The organism is Agreia sp. VKM Ac-1783, assembly GCF_900177765.1.
Classification (GTDB): Bacteria; Actinomycetota; Actinomycetes; order Actinomycetales; family Microbacteriaceae; genus Agreia.
Genome location: NZ_FXWI01000004.1, coordinates 142,258 through 156,452 on the forward strand (window position 1 = coordinate 142,258; position 14,195 = coordinate 156,452).

Below are 14,195 nucleotides of genomic sequence, written 5' to 3' on the forward strand. Positions count from 1 at the left end.
TCAGCCGGGGATGCCGATGCGTCGCTCGCCCGACCGCAGCTGCTGGATGACCACTGCGACGACGAGCAGAGTGCCCTGTGCGACGTTCTGCCAGAAGGTGTTCACTCCGAGAAGCGTCATGCCGTTCGTGAGAACGCCCAGCAGGATGACGGCGAGGATGGTTCCCGCGATCGCGCCCTTGCCGCCCTTGAGCGCCGCGCCTCCGAGAGCGGCGGCGGTGATCGCCTGCAGCTCGAGACCCTCGGAACCCGAGATCGGCTGGCCCGAACCCGTGCGGGCCGTGATCAGGATTCCGGCGATCGCAGCGACCGCACCCGTCACCATGTACACCCCGATGATGTACCGGTTGATGTTGATGCCGCCGAGTCGCGACGCGATGTTGTTGCCTCCGACGGCATAGATGTTGCGGCCGATCGTGGTGTACCGCAGCACGACGTGGGCGAGCACGGCCACCAGAACGAGCACGAGAATCAGCGTCGGCACGCCCAGCAGCGTTCCTCGGGCGAGGAAGACGAAGAAGGGGTCTGCCCCGGTGTATCCCTGCGCTCGACCATCGGAGATGAGCTGGGCGATGCCCTTGAACGCTGCCAGCGTGGCGAGTGTGGCGATCACGGGATTGACCCGGCCGAACACGATGATGCACCCGTTGACGAGTCCACAGACGACGCCGATCGCGACGGCTCCGAGAACGCCCATCGCCGCCGACGACGTCGATGTGAAGATCATGGCCGAGGTCACCGAGGCAAGGCCCGCTATCGATCCCACCGAGATGTCGAGCGCACCCAGGATGATCACGATGGTCTGCACCACCGCGAGTAGCCCGACGATCGCGATCGCCGTGCCGATGACCTTGAGGTTCGGCACGGTGAAGAAGAGCGGGTTCTGGATGCCGATGATGGCGACCACCAGCACGATGGCGAAGATGAGCGAGATGTTCTGCACCCCGATGGCCGTGATGACGCGCCTGAACGTGGAGACGCGTTCGACCTCCATCTCTTTCGGGGCGGGTGGTCGGGTGTCTGTCTGTGCAGAGAGCACGGGGGTGTCCTTTCGGGTGACGATGTTCATGCGGCGACGTCCTCGTCCATCGCAAGGGCCAGAATGCGTTCTTCGCTCGCTTCGGAACGAGTGAGTTCACCGGAGATGCGACCGGCCGCCATCACGTAGATGCGGTCCGACACTCCGAGGACCTCGGGGAGTTCGCTCGAGACGACGATCACGGCCACGCCCTGGTGCGCGAGCTCGTCGATGATCGCGTAGATCTCGGATTTCGCTCCGACGTCGATGCCTCGAGTGGGCTCGTCGAGAAGGAGGACCTTAGGTGCGGTGGCGAGCCACCGGGCAAGCACGACCTTCTGCTGGTTGCCACCCGAGAGGTTGCCCACCAGCTGTTCGGCTGAGGGCGTGCGGATGCGCAGTCGATCGATGTAGGTCTTGGCGAGGGCGCGTTCGGCCCGGCTGCTCACGAAGATCCAGCGAGAGAGGGTACGGAGCACCACGAGTGCCGCGTTGTCGCGGACCGACCGCTGCAGCAGCAGGGCCTCGGCCTTGCGTTCTTCGGGGGCGAAGCCGATGCCGGCCCGGATGCTGTCGGCGGGTTGCCGGATTCGCCAGACACGGTCGTCGACCACGATCTCGCCGCTCGCGATCGGATAGTCACCGGCGATGGTCTTCATCAACTCGCTGCGCCCCGCGCCCACGAGTCCGGCGATGCCGACGACCTCGCCGGCCCTGACGGTGAGGTCGATGCCGTCGACGTATTGGTTGCCCACGTTGCGCAGCTCGAGAACGGTCTTACCGAGCGGAGCGGGCTCGCGGTGGAAGAACTGGCTGAGGTCGCGGCCCACCATCATGCGCACCAGCTCGTCGTGATTCGTCTCGGCGACGAGTTGGGTGCCCACGAAGGAACCGTCGCGAAGCACCGTGATGCGGTCGGCGAGCTTGAAGATCTCGCCCATACGGTGCGATACGTAGGCGACGGCGATGCCCTCGGCCTGCAGCTGGCGGATCAGGGCGAACAGGAGCGTGACCTCGTCATCGCCCAGCGAGGAGGTGGGCTCGTCGAAGCAGATGATCCGGGGTTTGCTCACGACGGCGCGCATGATCTCGACGATCTGCCGTTGGGCGGGCGACAGCTCGGAACCGAGCGACTCGGCCCGGATCGTGCGGTCGAAACCCCATCGCTTGAGTTCGTCGCGCGTGCGTCGAAGCAGCGCCTTGCGGTTGTACGCGACCGACCCGAGGCTGCCGACGAAGATGTTTTCGGCCACCGAGACTGCCGCGATGATCTCCGGTTCCTGCGCGATGACCCGCAGGCCCGCGGCGCGAGAGTCGGCCGGATCGCCGAAGACGGTGGGTACGCCGTCGATGCTGAGAACACCGTCGTCCGGCCGGAAGTCGCCGTTCAGGATCTTGAGCAGCGTCGACTTGCCGGCGCCGTTCTCACCCATCAGGGCCGTGACCTCGCCGCTGCGCAGCTCGAGTTCGACTCCTCGCAGAGCGCGGACGGGGCCGAAGCTCTTGGTGATGCCTGTCGCGCGGAGAGCGATGGGTTCGTGCGTCATTGCATGTCCTTTGTTGTTGCTGGCCGAATGGGCGGCGATCCGAGGCGAGGACGACAGAGTGTGTGCCGCCCTCGCCCCGATTCGCGGCTAGGTGCAGACGACGCCCTTGGCTTCCCAGTTCGTGGCGTCCACGATCTCGGTGTTGGCGATCGATTTGGGAGGCAGGGCGGTTCCATTGCGCAGCAGATCGATCATCGACGTCGCCGCGGCCTTGCCGACCTCGACGCCCGAGATGAACAGGGCGGACTTGTTGCCCGTCTCCTGTCCGGCGTTCCAGTCCTTGCAGGTCAGGTATGCACCGAGGCCGACTCCGACGATGTTGTTGGGCGAGACGCCCGAGTTCTGCAGAGCCGTGACGACGCCCGTCTCGCTCTCGTCGTTGCAGCCCCAGACCACCCAGTTCTTCACGCCGGCGTTGGCCGTGATGACGGCACCCGCCTTGTCTTGAGCATCCGTGGCCGAGTTGTCGGTTCCGATGTCGATGATCTCGGGACCGTCGGCGACCGCTTCGGCGAAGGCGCTAGCTGCACCGTCGACGCGCTGAGTGCAGACCGAGAGGTCTTCTTTATAGGCCGAGAGGATGCGGGTGTCTGCTGCCGTCCAGCCTGCCTCCGTGTAGAGACGTGCCGCCTCGGCGCCGACCTTCTCGCCCATCGACGTGCCGTCGAAGCCCGAGAACGGAGCGGCGGTACCGGACGCGTCCTCGATCGTGTCGTCTGCAGCCATGATCGGGATGCCCGCCTCTTTGGCGAGCTGCATGACCTGCGGGCCGATCTGCTGATCGGGCACGACGATGATGATGCCGTCGACCTTCTGCGCGATGGCGGCCTCGACCTCGGAGATCGCCTTGTTCGAATCGGTGCCGAGGTCGACGACGTTGATGCTGATGTCGCCATCGGCCTTCGCCGCCTCCTTGGCTCCGTTCGCCTCGTCGATGAAGTACTGCTGGTCGCCCTGCTTCTGAAGGAAGGCGATGGTGAGCGGTCCGTCTTTCGGGCCCGCGGCTGCGCCCGTGGACGTGTCGCTGGATTCCATGCCCGAAGTGCATGCGGTGAGGGCCAGCACCGCGGCGGCGGCCCCGACTAGCGCAATCCGTTTCCACGAGCGCGTTGCTGTGTGACTGTTCATCCGTGATTTCCTCATCTTCTTTGACTGGCCGGCAACGGAGCCGGAGGGTGACCTGTGCGGTGCTGGCGGAAGTGGGTCGGCCATGCCGACGGTCGTGCCGCACCTAAACGATATGACTGGGGCCACGCGTGGATTGAGCACAAATCGATGCAATCACCTAGACGATTCTCTGAATTACGTCACCCTGTGTCGCCCAGGTCTTTCGATGCCTTCAGCGATCCTGGAACGCAGCCCGGTACTGGCTGGGGCTCGCTCCGTTGATGGCGCGGAAGTGGCGCGAGAAATAGAAGGGGTCGTCGTAGCCGACCGCATTGGCGATCTCGGCGACCGATGCGTTCGTCGTGATCAGCAGCTCACGCGCACGGGCGCTCCGGAGCCGCTTGCGGTACTCGACCACGCTGGTTCCCGACGCCTGCCGGAACCGTGCCGAGAAGTGCGAGTCGCTGAACCCCGCCATCGTGGCGAGCTCCGCCACACTCGCCGTGCTGTCGAGGTTCTCGCGCAGATAGTCCTGCACGGCGAGAATCGGGTCGCCCGCCTCGGAGGTTCCGCGAGCGCGGTCGGCCGCGAGTTGCGCGAGCACACCCCAGGCGGCACCGGATGCGGAGCGGAGACTGGCGACGGTATCGTCGCGCTCGAGAGATACCAAGACGTGCTCGAGCGCGCCTCGCACGGCGTAGGGATCGTGGGCCGGCATCACCGGCGAGCAGTCCGCCGACGAGCCGGCGATCGCCGCGACGAATGCGTCGCTGTCGAGACCGACGACGTGCATCCACCAGATCGTCCAGGGGTCGAGCCGGTCGGCGCGATATCTGTGCGGAATGCCTGCGGGAATCACGACGACGTCACCGCGTGAGACACCGAATTCCTGCCCTCGGAGTTCGACATGTCCGGTTCCATCGGTGCAGAGGATGATCACGACCTCGTCGGCGCCGCGAGGCCGCGACCGGCCGTGGGCCGCCGCGTGCGGAAAGTGCCCGGCATCCGTCACCAACAGCCGATCGGTGATCGGCTCGGCAAGCGCCTCGACGACCCGCGGCCTCGGGAGCACGCGCAATCTCTGACCGGGGAAGCCATCGCGGATCAACACGCGCGCCATACTAGCGCGATGTTCGATTATGTTAGATTCTTGTTCACTTCACGATAACGGGGGCACGTATGGGCACGCTGCGCAGCTTCGGCGCCGAGGCCCGACGCGAGATCCTCCTCGAGTCTCTGCGAGCGACCGGCGGCATCCGGCTCGAGGCCGCGGCCCAGCAGCTCGGCGTCAGCGTCATGACCGTGCGCCGCGACCTCGATGAGTTGGACGCCGAGGGACTTCTGCGACGCGTGCGCGGCGGCGCCGTGCCCGTCACCGGCGCCCGGCCCTTCAGTGAGCGCCGAAGCGCCGGGCGTGCAGCCAAGACGCGCATCGCCGAAAAGGCCTCCTCTCTCCTCCCCGGGGCGGGGTCCATCGCGGTCGACGCATCCACGACCGCCGGAGGCCTTGCCGCCCATCTCGCACCGACCGGCCCGCTGACCGTCGCGACCAACAGCTACGAGAACTTCGCCGCACTCAACGCGAACAAAGACCTCTCGCCGGTTCTGGTCGGCGGCGAACTCGATGACCGCACCGGCAGTTTCGTTGGGCTCATCGCCTGCCAAGCCGCCCAAGCCATGCTCTACAGCCGTTTCTTCGCCTCGGCCTATTCCCTCGATGCCGACAACGGTAGCTCCGAAGTATCGCTCGCCGAGAGCCAGGTGAAGCGCGCTTTCGCGGAGCGCGCCCGCGAGATTGTTCTGCTTGTCGACTCGTCGAAGCTCGGCCAGCAGGCCCTCGCCGTGGGATTCGCATGGAACGAGATCGGAATCCTGGTGACCGAGCTCGATCCGGCCGACGCGGCGCTCGACCCCTACCGAGACCTCGTAGAACTCCTCTGACTCGCCCATCCCCCTTCGCCGATGAGAAAATACCTGCGACTCGCCGCCGCTGCCGCAGTCATGTGCGGGGTGTCGCGCTTTTTTCCTCATCCGCGAACGAGCATGTCGGCGTTGTGCATGCGCGTTAGATTTTGTAACATCTAACAAAACGCAACAAACCCCGTGCATTGGAGCGCCCATGACTTCCCCCGAGACCCCCGTCGCCGCAGCCGAGCTCATCGCCCGCTCCAATCGACTCGGACAAGACCCGAAGAACACCAACTACGCGGGCGGCAACACGTCGGCCAAGGGCTTCGCCACCGATCCGGTGACGGGCGAGCAGGTCGAGCTCATGTGGGTCAAGGGTTCTGGCGGAGACCTGGGCACACTCACCGAGTCGGGCCTCGCCGTTCTGCGCGTCGACCGCCTGCGCTCGCTCGTCAACGTCTACCCCGGCGTCGACCGCGAAGACGAGATGGTCGCCGCCTTCGACTACACCCTCTTCGGCAAAGGTGGCGCCGCCCCCTCGATCGACACCGCCATGCACGGTCTCGTCGACGCGGCCCACGTCGACCACCTGCACCCCGACTCCGGCATCGCCATCGCGACCGCAGCAGACGGCGAAGAGCTGACCGCAAAGATCTTCGGCGACAAGGTCGTGTGGGTTCCGTGGCGTCGCCCCGGCTTCCAGCTCGGCCTCGACATCGCCGAGATCAAACGGCAGAATCCGGATGCGATCGGCTGCATACTCGGCGGCCACGGCATCACCGCGTGGGGCGACACGAGCGACGAGACCGAGGCGAACAGCCTCTGGATCATCGACACCGCCGCCGCTTACATCGCCGAGCACGGAAAAGCGGAGCCCTTCGGTTCCGCCCGTGACGGCTTCGCTGCCCTGGAGAAGGCGGAGCGCCGCGCCAAGGCAGCCGCCCTCGGCGCCACGATTCGCGGACTCGCCTCAACCGACGCCCCCAAGGTCGGCAGCTTCACCGATGCCGAGGTCGTGCTCGACTTCCTCTCATCGAGCGAGGCGCCCCGCCTCGCAGCGCTGGGCACGAGCTGCCCCGACCACTTCCTGCGCACCAAGGTCAAGCCGCTGATCCTCGATCTGCCGGCCGACGCATCCATCGAGCAGTCGATCGCGCGTCTCGTCGAGCTGCACGCCGAGTACCGCGCCGACTACCAGGCCTACTACGACCGGCACGCCACGGCCGACTCCCCCGCAATCCGCGGCGCAGACCCGGCGATCGTGCTCGTTCCGGGCGTGGGAATGTTCAGCTACGGCGCGAACAAGCAGACGGCCCGCGTGGCCGGTGAGTTCTACATCAACGCCATCAACGTGATGCGCGGCGCCGAGTCGCTCTCGAGCTACGCCCCCATCGAAGAGTCCGAGAAGTTCGCGATCGAATACTGGGCCCTCGAGGAGGCCAAGCTGCAGCGGCTGCCCAAGCCGAAGTCGCACGCCACCCGCGTCGCGCTCGTCACGGGTGCGGCATCCGGAATCGGCAAAGCCATCGCGACCCGCCTCGCGAAAGACGGCGCGTGCGTCGTGATCGCCGACCTCGACCTCGAGAAAGCCCAGGATGCCGCCGCGCAGCTCGGTTCGACCGACGTCGCCATCGGCGTGCAGGCCGACGTGACCAGCGCAGACCAGATCCAGGCCGCGATCGACTCGGCCGTGCTGGCTTTCGGCGGGCTCGACCTCGTGGTGAACAACGCCGGCCTCTCGCTATCGAAGCCGCTTCTCGACACCACCGAGGGCGACTGGGATCTGCAGCACAACGTGATGGCGAAGGGCTCGTTCATGGTCTCGAAGGCCGCCGCCAAGGTGCTCATCGAGCAGAAGATGGGCGGCGACATCATCTACATCTCGAGCAAGAACTCGGTCTTCGCCGGCCCGAACAACATCGCGTACTCCGCCACCAAGGCCGACCAGGCGCACCAGGTGCGACTGCTGGCCGTCGAGCTCGGCGAGCACGGGGTGAAGGTCAACGGCATCAACCCCGACGGCGTCGTGCGCGGCTCTGGCATCTTCTCCGGCGGATGGGGCGCGAAGCGCGCCGCCGTCTACGGCGTGCCCGAAGAGGAGCTCGGCGCCTACTACGCCAAGCGCACGATCCTGGGCCGCGAGGTGCTGCCTGAGAACGTGGCCAACGCGGTATCGGTGCTCACGGGCGAAGACCTCACACACACCACCGGCCTGCACATTCCCGTCGATGCGGGCGTCGCGGCGGCCTTCCTGCGATGATGCTCTGCATGAAGAGCTGCGCTGATCGAGTAGCCGCACGAGGAACGAGCCGGCGTATCGAGGTCACCTCCCGGTGGTCTCGATACGCTTCGGCCGCAGGCGGCCTCGGGCTACTCGACCAGCGCACAGAGGCGGCCTCCGCATGACCGCCGCCGTCGCTGCCGTCGACCTCGGCGCCACGAGCGGCCGAGTGATGCTGGGCTTCGTCTCGCATAACGAGCTCAGTCTCCGACCGGTCGCGCGGTTTCCGAACACGCCTGTCACGACGATCGACGGGCTGCACTGGAACATCCTCGAGCTCTACCGCAACGTCGTCGCAGGGCTCGGCACCGCTGTGCGCGAGGAGCCGTCGTTACAGAGCATCGCCGTCGACTCGTGGGCCGTGGACTACGCCCTGATGAGCGGCGACCGCATGCTCGGAAACCCCTATCACTACCGCGACGCGCGAACCGCGGTCGGGGTCGAGAAGACGAGCGCGCTGGTCTCCGCAGCCGAGCTCTACACCGCGAACGGCCTTCAGTTCTTGCCGTTCAACACGCTCTACCAATTCGCAGCGGATGCCGTGGCCGGCTCGCTCGACCAGGCCGAGACCGCGCTGCTCATCCCCGACCTCATCAACTTCTGGCTCACGGGTGTCGCCCGGGCAGAGAAGACGAATGCGTCGACCACGGGGCTGCTGAACGTGCACACTCGCGAGTGGGATGACGCGCTCATCGAGCGACTCGGCCTACCCCCCGGGCTGTTTCCCGAACTCGTAGAAGCGGGCACGCAGATCGGCACGCTGCTGCCGGCCGTCGCATCCGAAATCGGCCTGTCGAACAGAGCGACGAAGACGCTGACCGTGACGGCCGTCGGGTCGCACGACACCGCATCCGCCGTTGTCGCCGTGCCCGCGACGGGTGACGACTTCGCCTACATTTCGAGCGGAACGTGGTCGCTCGTCGGCGTCGAACTACCCAGCGCCGTGGTGAGCGAGGCGAGCCGCCTGGCGAACTTCACGAACGAGGGCGGCGTCGACGGCCGCGTGCGCTTCCTGAACAACGTCATGGGACTCTGGCTGCTCAGCGAGTCGGTGCGCACCTGGGAGAAGGCGGGCGGCACGAAGATAGACCTGCCCACGCTCATCGCGGAGGCCTCCCAGGTCACGACGCCGGTCGCCGTCTTCGACGCCGACGACCCCCGGTTTCTCGCGCCGGGCGACCTGCCGTCGCGCATCGTCGACTGGTGCGTCGAGAACGATTTCGATGCTCCGCGCACGAGAGCTGAATTCGTGCGGTCGATCATCGAGAGTCTCGCCCATGCGTACGCGACGAAGATCGAGCAGCTCACCGTGCTGTCGGGCCGTCGCATCCGTACTATTCACATCGTGGGCGGCGGATCACTCAATGCCCTGCTCTGCCAGCTCACAGCCGACCGCACGGGACGCACGGTTCTGGCCGGCCCCGTCGAGGCGACCGCCATCGGCAATGTGCTCATCCAGGCCCGCGCCCAGGGTCTCGTGACCGGATCGCTCGAGAGCCTGCGCGCCCTCGTCGCTCAGGCATTTGCGCCGGTCGCCTACGAGCCGCGTTCGCGCTAGGGCCCGCGCGTTGGCGGCCCGTACCCCGCACCGTATCCTGGGCGCATGACGCAGTGGCCTCCACCTCAGACACCTCAGAAGCCCAGCATCACCTCGGCCGTGGTCTCCCTCGCTGCCGGAGTTGTGGCCGTTCCTGCGTTCGTCTTCGGGGTCACCGTCGTTGCGTGGATCTGCGCTCTCATCGGACTTTTTGCTGGAATCTCCGGAGCACGACGTGCTCGCGGGACAGCCCCAGGGCTTCCTCTGGCCATCGTCAGCCTTGTCGTCTGCTCGGTCATGCTGCTCACGCTGGCGGGCATGCTGGTGCTGTTCCTCACTCGACCGTGGCGGTACTGAACTCACCCATCTCTTCCTCCACAGGGTGCCCAATCTCGGGGTTATCCACAGGTTAAATTCCTGATGAAAGCCTGATTTCATTGCGAGAAGCAATGTCGGTGGTTGGTGTTTGACTTCTCGTATGAACCTCGAGACCGCGACCATCGACGACATCGTCGATCGCCTTCGCGAGCTCTTCGAAGCCGACCGGCGCGTCGCATCCTCAGATGAACTCCTTAAGGTCGCGAGCGACTGGGAGCGGGTGGGTATCGTCGCCGACGCGGCGCGCATCTGGATCGCCGCCGAGGTCGACGACGCATCCCGGCGCGAACTCGGAGGCGACGGCCTGGCCTTTCGGAATGCTTTTCCCACGTCCAAGAAGCTGATCGCCGCCACCGCAAACGTCTCCGAACGAACTGCTGCATCACGGGTTCGGCTCGGTCGGCAGATTCGGTCTCACTTCTCGAACACCGGCCTCCCCTGCCCCAGCCGATTCCCGGTGGTCGAGCAGGCCTTATTCGCCGGCCGAATCGATGCCGACACAGCATCGGTCATCTGCCGCACACTCTCCGAGGTCGCCGCCAGAACTACTTTCAACACAAGACTCGATGAGGCCGAACAGCATCTCGTGAGCGCGGCAACCACGTCGCTACCCCTCGCCGACTCCGCCGAAGAGGCGGCGTCCGCGAGGCTCTACACGGTCGACGACATCGCCCGGCTCGCCATACGCATCCGCGAGAATCTCGACCCCGATGGCGCCGAGCCACGCGATGAGGCGAAACAGCAGCTGCGCGGGTTCAGCCATCCACGAGTCGGCTCAGACGGTATGGCCCGCGGTCGATACGCGCTCCCACCACTGCAACTCGGTGTCTTTCTGGCGGCGGTCGACTCGGTGCTCAGCCCCCGCACGGTCAGCCCCGAGACTCCGACGGATGACGACGCACACCCGGATGTGACCGTCGGGCATGACGAGCGCCGCAGCGCCCGCGAGTCCGACAATGCCGATGAGGCAGATGAGGCAGATGAGGTAAACCCTCCAGACGAACGCAGCTACGAACAAAAGCTCCTCGACGCTGTCATGACTCTCATCGAGATGGCCGCTGGTTCACCGTCAGCATCGTTGCTCAATGGGGCAGCGCCCACGGTCAACGTTCATGTGACCGCGAAAGATCTCGAATCGGGGCGCGGAGTCGGCTGGATCGATGGCAGCTCCGAACCGATCCCCATCAGCACAGTCGCAATGCTCCAGTGCACAGGCGACACGATCGTGAGCCTCTTCGGCACCAATGGCGAAATCCTGAACCACGGCAAGACACAGCGCGTTGCCACCCGCAAACAGCGGCGAGCCCTCGCTGCGCGCGACGGCGGCTGCGTGTTCCCCGGGTGCCACCATCCGCCCTCACGATGTCAGGCGCACCACGTCATTCCATGGGTCAGTGAGAACTTCACAGCAGGCGCCACAGACGTCGACAATATGGCGCTGCTGTGTGCGTTCCACCACTCCACGATCCACTCGTCGGCATGGCAACTCACGATGATCCGTGGCAAACCGCACATCATCTCGCCCTCGTGCATCAACCCACACCGAACACCGAGGCCAGCCGACAAGCAGCGCGCGGCGGATCCGTGGTTAGCAGGCACGATGAATGGCGCGCCCGCTCGACACAGAGAAGCGCCGTAATTCCATCGCTAGCCTGTGGGCGGAACGTCACCGGCCATGTCGACGGATCTGGTCTCGGCGTTCCACGTGAAGGTCGCTACCGCGGCGCCTGAGGCTTCGGCGTTCGACTCCATGCCCTGCGGGAATCGGTAGGTCACACTGATCGCATCGTCGGCCGTGCGTTCAACCGTCGGAGTGAAGCCGTAGGCGGTCTTGGTTGCCGTGCCGAGGTACTCACCGCTGTGGAACAAGAGAACCGCCGTAGGGGTGCTCGCCGTAGCGCCCTGCAGCGTCACAAGCGACCACGACAGTGCCGCGCAAGGGTCGTAGCCGCTGTAGTCGGCGTTCGCGGCGTCCCAAGGAACTCCCTCGAGGCCCGACGGAGCAGGGAGCTGGGCGATCGCACCCGCCGCGGCCTCCTGGCCCGTCGACGGGCCGCACGCATCAGGCGTCGGCGTCGGTGTCGGCGTCGGTGTCGGTGTCGGTGTTGGCGTCGCACGCCCGCTCGAGACCGGAGTGGTCCCCGCGGTCGTCGACCCCGAATCGGCGCTGCTCGCGCACCCCACCATCAGCGTTGCTACGAGAGCCACGAGAGCCAGACCGGTTGATGCACGACCGACGGCTCGCGGCGAGCGCTGCTGGGCTGTTGTCTCCTTCATCATGCCTCCAGCCTCCTACGGACAGCCGTTCTCGTCTACCCGCCTCGGCGTCTGCCCGCAGGAGTACCGTGATCCCCATGAGCAAGCCATCCGACGAGGCGGTCGAACTGCTGCACGAGATCGCTGCCGGCCTGAGCCAGGCGGGGCCGGTCGAGCTCGGAACCATGTTTCGCAGCCCCGGCATCCGCACCGAGACGAAGATCGTCGCGTTCCTCGGCTCCGACGATCGCCTCATCGTGAAGGTGCCTCGCGAGCGCGCACTCGCCCTTATCGAGCAGGGCGCCGCCGCCAGTCTCTCGATGGGCAGACGCACAATGCGCGAATGGATCGAGGTACCGGCGGGCGACGACCTGCACACAGACAACCCGGCGACAACGCTCGAGACCTGGTCGGCGCTCGCCAAGGAGTCGTTCGACTACGTGCGGTCGCAGCTATCGTGACCGCTCACGCGAGCAAGCGCTATGCGCTGACTCCATAGGGGGCGCTGATAACCGCACGACCCACGGCGTGCATAAAGAGGTTGAACCCGAGCAGGGCCGGCGACGCATCCTCAGGAACCTCGAGCTTCTCGACGTCGACCGCGTGCACCACGAAGTAATACTCGTGGTCGCCGTGCCCGGGCGGTGGCGTCGCGCCGACGAAGCCCGCGACCCCGGCGTCGTTGCGCAGGGTGATCGCACCCTCGGGGAGCGCGCTGCTTCCGGGCGTTCCGGCACCGGCGGCGAGGCTCGTCACATCGGCAGGGATGTTGAGAACCGCCCAGTGCCAGAATCCGGATGCCGTGGGCGCGTCGGGGTCGTAGACCGTCACGACGTAGCTCTTGGTCGCCTCGGGCGCGCCCGACCAACTGAGCTGGGGCGACACGTCTCCGCCACCCGCCGACTCGCCCAATTGCGGATCCGAGAGCCGCTCACCCTGTCGCACATCGGACGACGTCAGTTGGAAGGAGGGCAGTTTCGGTAGCTGATCGTAGGGGTTCGCGCTCATGATTCAATCCTTTGTGTCGAGGTTCGAGTCCGTCAACGGTAACCGCGCCACCTGCGAACTCGGCGAAGTGCCACCAGGCCCAAGCCGAGCATCAACGCAAGGCCGCCTGCGAGGGCGAGAGGACCCGTATCCAGGCCGGAGTCCGCGAGCTTCGGCACCGATACGTCCGCGGGCGCAACCGGCGTCTCGGTATCAGGAACAGACGTGGAAGTCGTGGTTCCCCACACCGAGAGGCTGTCTATGGCTCTGAACTCCGTCCCAAATTCCGGCTTCGTGAATTGTCGGATGAAAGTGGCTTTCCAGGTGGCCGGGTCGACAGTGAAGAGTGAATCCAGGTGGAAGACTGACATCGACCCGACGCCGCCGGCCTCACTCGTCAGCCAGAGCTGACCCGCGCTGTCGAAGTCCGCGTCGTAGGTGCCGTTCGTTTCGGAGATCTGGCCGACCAGTGTCGCCGCGTTGCTGGCCGAGTCGACCTTGTAGGCGGCGCCACCGAGCGTGAGGCCGTACAGCACGCCGTCGACCGGGTTCGTCGCAAGACTGTAGAAAAGCGGCGCTTCGTCGACCAGCGTCGTGAAGGCGCCAGTGCTCGTGTCGATCGTCCCCGTCACGCTCGACTCGACACCCTCGCACGACGCCATAAGAATCCCGCTCGGGCTCAGGTCGAGCGACTGGCAATCGAGTTGCTGCTCGGGATCGTCGAGAAGGGTGACGGGAGCGACGAAGGTCAGAACGCCAGTCACGAGGTCGGCCGAATAGAGACCCTGTGCGCCGACCGCCCATCCCGCACCGGTATCGTCCGCGTCGAGGCCCGAAATCGATTCGGCTCCAGGATTAGGCGCTCCGACCGTCTGCATGACTGCCGTTGTCGGGTCGACATCGTAGACCTGACCGGAAGCGGCACGAACGACCGAGATCGTTGCGCCATCGGGTAGTGGGGCGGCGGATGCGGGAGCAGCGACGGTCAAAGACAGGGCGCTGAGCACGACAACGACGGGAAGTGACAGCAGGATTGCCGTTCGACGAGACATACGGGGTCCTTAGGATTCACGAGGAGCGAGCGGCCGTGCACATCTCGCGACGGTGCCCACCTACCCGTCAGGCGATCAGAGTACCGGCAATCCGTAGCGGCGAACAGAGCCGATGCGGTGCTCTC

13 protein-coding genes are annotated in these 14,195 nt (G+C 65.9%); 6 read left to right on the top strand and 7 right to left on the bottom strand.

The features are described 5' to 3' along the window. The 4 genes from CCK87_RS14780 to CCK87_RS14795 form a co-directional block, all read right to left on the bottom strand. The gene (locus CCK87_RS14780) at positions 1 to 1,068 is read right to left on the bottom strand and encodes an ABC transporter permease (RefSeq protein WP_212638247.1); all 1,068 of its coding nucleotides are present in this window, start codon (positions 1,066 to 1,068) and stop codon (positions 1 to 3) included. Then, entirely contained in the window at positions 1,065 to 2,564 is a 1,500-nt protein-coding gene (locus CCK87_RS14785) for a sugar ABC transporter ATP-binding protein (protein ID WP_086462187.1), read from the bottom strand. Before CCK87_RS14785 ends, CCK87_RS14780 begins: the two co-directional genes overlap by 4 nt. A gap of 87 nt (positions 2,565 to 2,651) precedes the next feature. Then, positions 2,652 to 3,599 (bottom strand): substrate-binding domain-containing protein, encoded by a 948-nt coding sequence (locus CCK87_RS14790; protein WP_086462351.1) that lies wholly within the window; start codon positions 3,597 to 3,599, stop codon positions 2,652 to 2,654. A gap of 304 nt (positions 3,600 to 3,903) precedes the next feature. Next, on the bottom strand, positions 3,904 to 4,782 hold the full coding sequence (locus CCK87_RS14795; RefSeq protein WP_249273922.1) for an AraC family transcriptional regulator: 879 nt from the start codon (positions 4,780 to 4,782) through the stop codon (positions 3,904 to 3,906). A gap of 68 nt (positions 4,783 to 4,850) precedes the next feature. Between CCK87_RS14795 and CCK87_RS14800 the strand changes: the two genes are divergently transcribed. From CCK87_RS14800 to CCK87_RS14820, 5 genes are all read left to right on the top strand, one after another. Beyond that, positions 4,851 to 5,612, top strand: a complete 762-nt coding sequence (locus tag CCK87_RS14800) for a DeoR/GlpR family DNA-binding transcription regulator (RefSeq protein ID WP_086462188.1) — start codon at positions 4,851 to 4,853, stop codon at positions 5,610 to 5,612. A gap of 178 nt (positions 5,613 to 5,790) precedes the next feature. Continuing rightward, complete coding sequence (locus CCK87_RS14805; protein ID WP_086462189.1) at positions 5,791 to 7,839, top strand: bifunctional aldolase/short-chain dehydrogenase; 2,049 nt, start codon at positions 5,791 to 5,793, stop codon at positions 7,837 to 7,839. Between the two features lie 142 nt (positions 7,840 to 7,981). Continuing rightward, positions 7,982 to 9,418 (top strand): rhamnulokinase family protein, encoded by a 1,437-nt coding sequence (locus tag CCK87_RS14810; RefSeq protein ID WP_086462190.1) that lies wholly within the window; start codon positions 7,982 to 7,984, stop codon positions 9,416 to 9,418. Between the two features lie 45 nt (positions 9,419 to 9,463). Then, positions 9,464 to 9,754: a hypothetical protein gene (locus tag CCK87_RS14815; protein WP_086462191.1), complete on the top strand. Its 291-nt coding sequence runs from the start codon at positions 9,464 to 9,466 to the stop codon at positions 9,752 to 9,754. Between the two features lie 121 nt (positions 9,755 to 9,875). Next, complete coding sequence (locus CCK87_RS14820; RefSeq protein ID WP_086462192.1) at positions 9,876 to 11,414, top strand: HNH endonuclease signature motif containing protein; 1,539 nt, start codon at positions 9,876 to 9,878, stop codon at positions 11,412 to 11,414. An 8-nt stretch (positions 11,415 to 11,422) separates the two neighbouring features. On the opposite strand, the gene CCK87_RS18465 is transcribed toward CCK87_RS14820, so the two are convergent. Next, positions 11,423 to 12,055 carry an LppP/LprE family lipoprotein gene (locus tag CCK87_RS18465; RefSeq protein WP_086462193.1) on the bottom strand — a complete coding sequence of 211 codons (633 nt, stop codon included), beginning with the start codon at positions 12,053 to 12,055 and terminating at the stop codon, positions 11,423 to 11,425. A gap of 74 nt (positions 12,056 to 12,129) precedes the next feature. Between CCK87_RS18465 and CCK87_RS14830 the strand changes: the two genes are divergently transcribed. Next, complete coding sequence (locus CCK87_RS14830) at positions 12,130 to 12,492, top strand: hypothetical protein (RefSeq protein WP_086462194.1); 363 nt, start codon at positions 12,130 to 12,132, stop codon at positions 12,490 to 12,492. A 19-nt stretch (positions 12,493 to 12,511) separates the two neighbouring features. Here the strand turns inward: CCK87_RS14830 and CCK87_RS14835 are convergent, their stop codons facing one another. Both CCK87_RS14835 and CCK87_RS14840 read right to left on the bottom strand, forming a co-directional pair. Then, complete coding sequence (locus CCK87_RS14835) at positions 12,512 to 13,039, bottom strand: YbhB/YbcL family Raf kinase inhibitor-like protein (RefSeq protein ID WP_086462195.1); 528 nt, start codon at positions 13,037 to 13,039, stop codon at positions 12,512 to 12,514. A gap of 32 nt (positions 13,040 to 13,071) precedes the next feature. Further along, positions 13,072 to 14,070, bottom strand: coding sequence for a hypothetical protein (locus tag CCK87_RS14840; protein ID WP_086462196.1), 999 nt, complete (start codon positions 14,068 to 14,070; stop codon positions 13,072 to 13,074). Between the last annotated feature and the right edge of the window lie 125 nt (positions 14,071 to 14,195).

What these genes read in the sequence shown, in the direction of transcription:
- CCK87_RS18465 (WP_086462193.1), bottom strand. Translation starts at nt 12,055, where the DNA reads ATGATGAAGGAGACAACAGCCCAGCAGCGCTCGCCGCGAGCCGTCGGT.
- CCK87_RS14820 (WP_086462192.1), top strand. Translation starts at nt 9,876, where the DNA reads ATGAACCTCGAGACCGCGACCATCGACGACATCGTCGATCGCCTTCGC.
- CCK87_RS14835 (WP_086462195.1), bottom strand. Translation starts at nt 13,039, where the DNA reads ATGAGCGCGAACCCCTACGATCAGCTACCGAAACTGCCCTCCTTCCAA.
- CCK87_RS14800 (WP_086462188.1), top strand. Translation starts at nt 4,851, where the DNA reads ATGGGCACGCTGCGCAGCTTCGGCGCCGAGGCCCGACGCGAGATCCTC.
- CCK87_RS14830 (WP_086462194.1), top strand. Translation starts at nt 12,130, where the DNA reads ATGAGCAAGCCATCCGACGAGGCGGTCGAACTGCTGCACGAGATCGCT.
- CCK87_RS14790 (WP_086462351.1), bottom strand. Translation starts at nt 3,599, where the DNA reads ATGGAATCCAGCGACACGTCCACGGGCGCAGCCGCGGGCCCGAAAGAC.
- CCK87_RS14785 (WP_086462187.1), bottom strand. Translation starts at nt 2,564, where the DNA reads ATGACGCACGAACCCATCGCTCTCCGCGCGACAGGCATCACCAAGAGC.
- CCK87_RS14840 (WP_086462196.1), bottom strand. Translation starts at nt 14,070, where the DNA reads ATGTCTCGTCGAACGGCAATCCTGCTGTCACTTCCCGTCGTTGTCGTG.
- CCK87_RS14780 (WP_212638247.1), bottom strand. Translation starts at nt 1,068, where the DNA reads ATGAACATCGTCACCCGAAAGGACACCCCCGTGCTCTCTGCACAGACA.
- CCK87_RS14815 (WP_086462191.1), top strand. Translation starts at nt 9,464, where the DNA reads ATGACGCAGTGGCCTCCACCTCAGACACCTCAGAAGCCCAGCATCACC.
- CCK87_RS14805 (WP_086462189.1), top strand. Translation starts at nt 5,791, where the DNA reads ATGACTTCCCCCGAGACCCCCGTCGCCGCAGCCGAGCTCATCGCCCGC.
- CCK87_RS14810 (WP_086462190.1), top strand. Translation starts at nt 7,982, where the DNA reads ATGACCGCCGCCGTCGCTGCCGTCGACCTCGGCGCCACGAGCGGCCGA.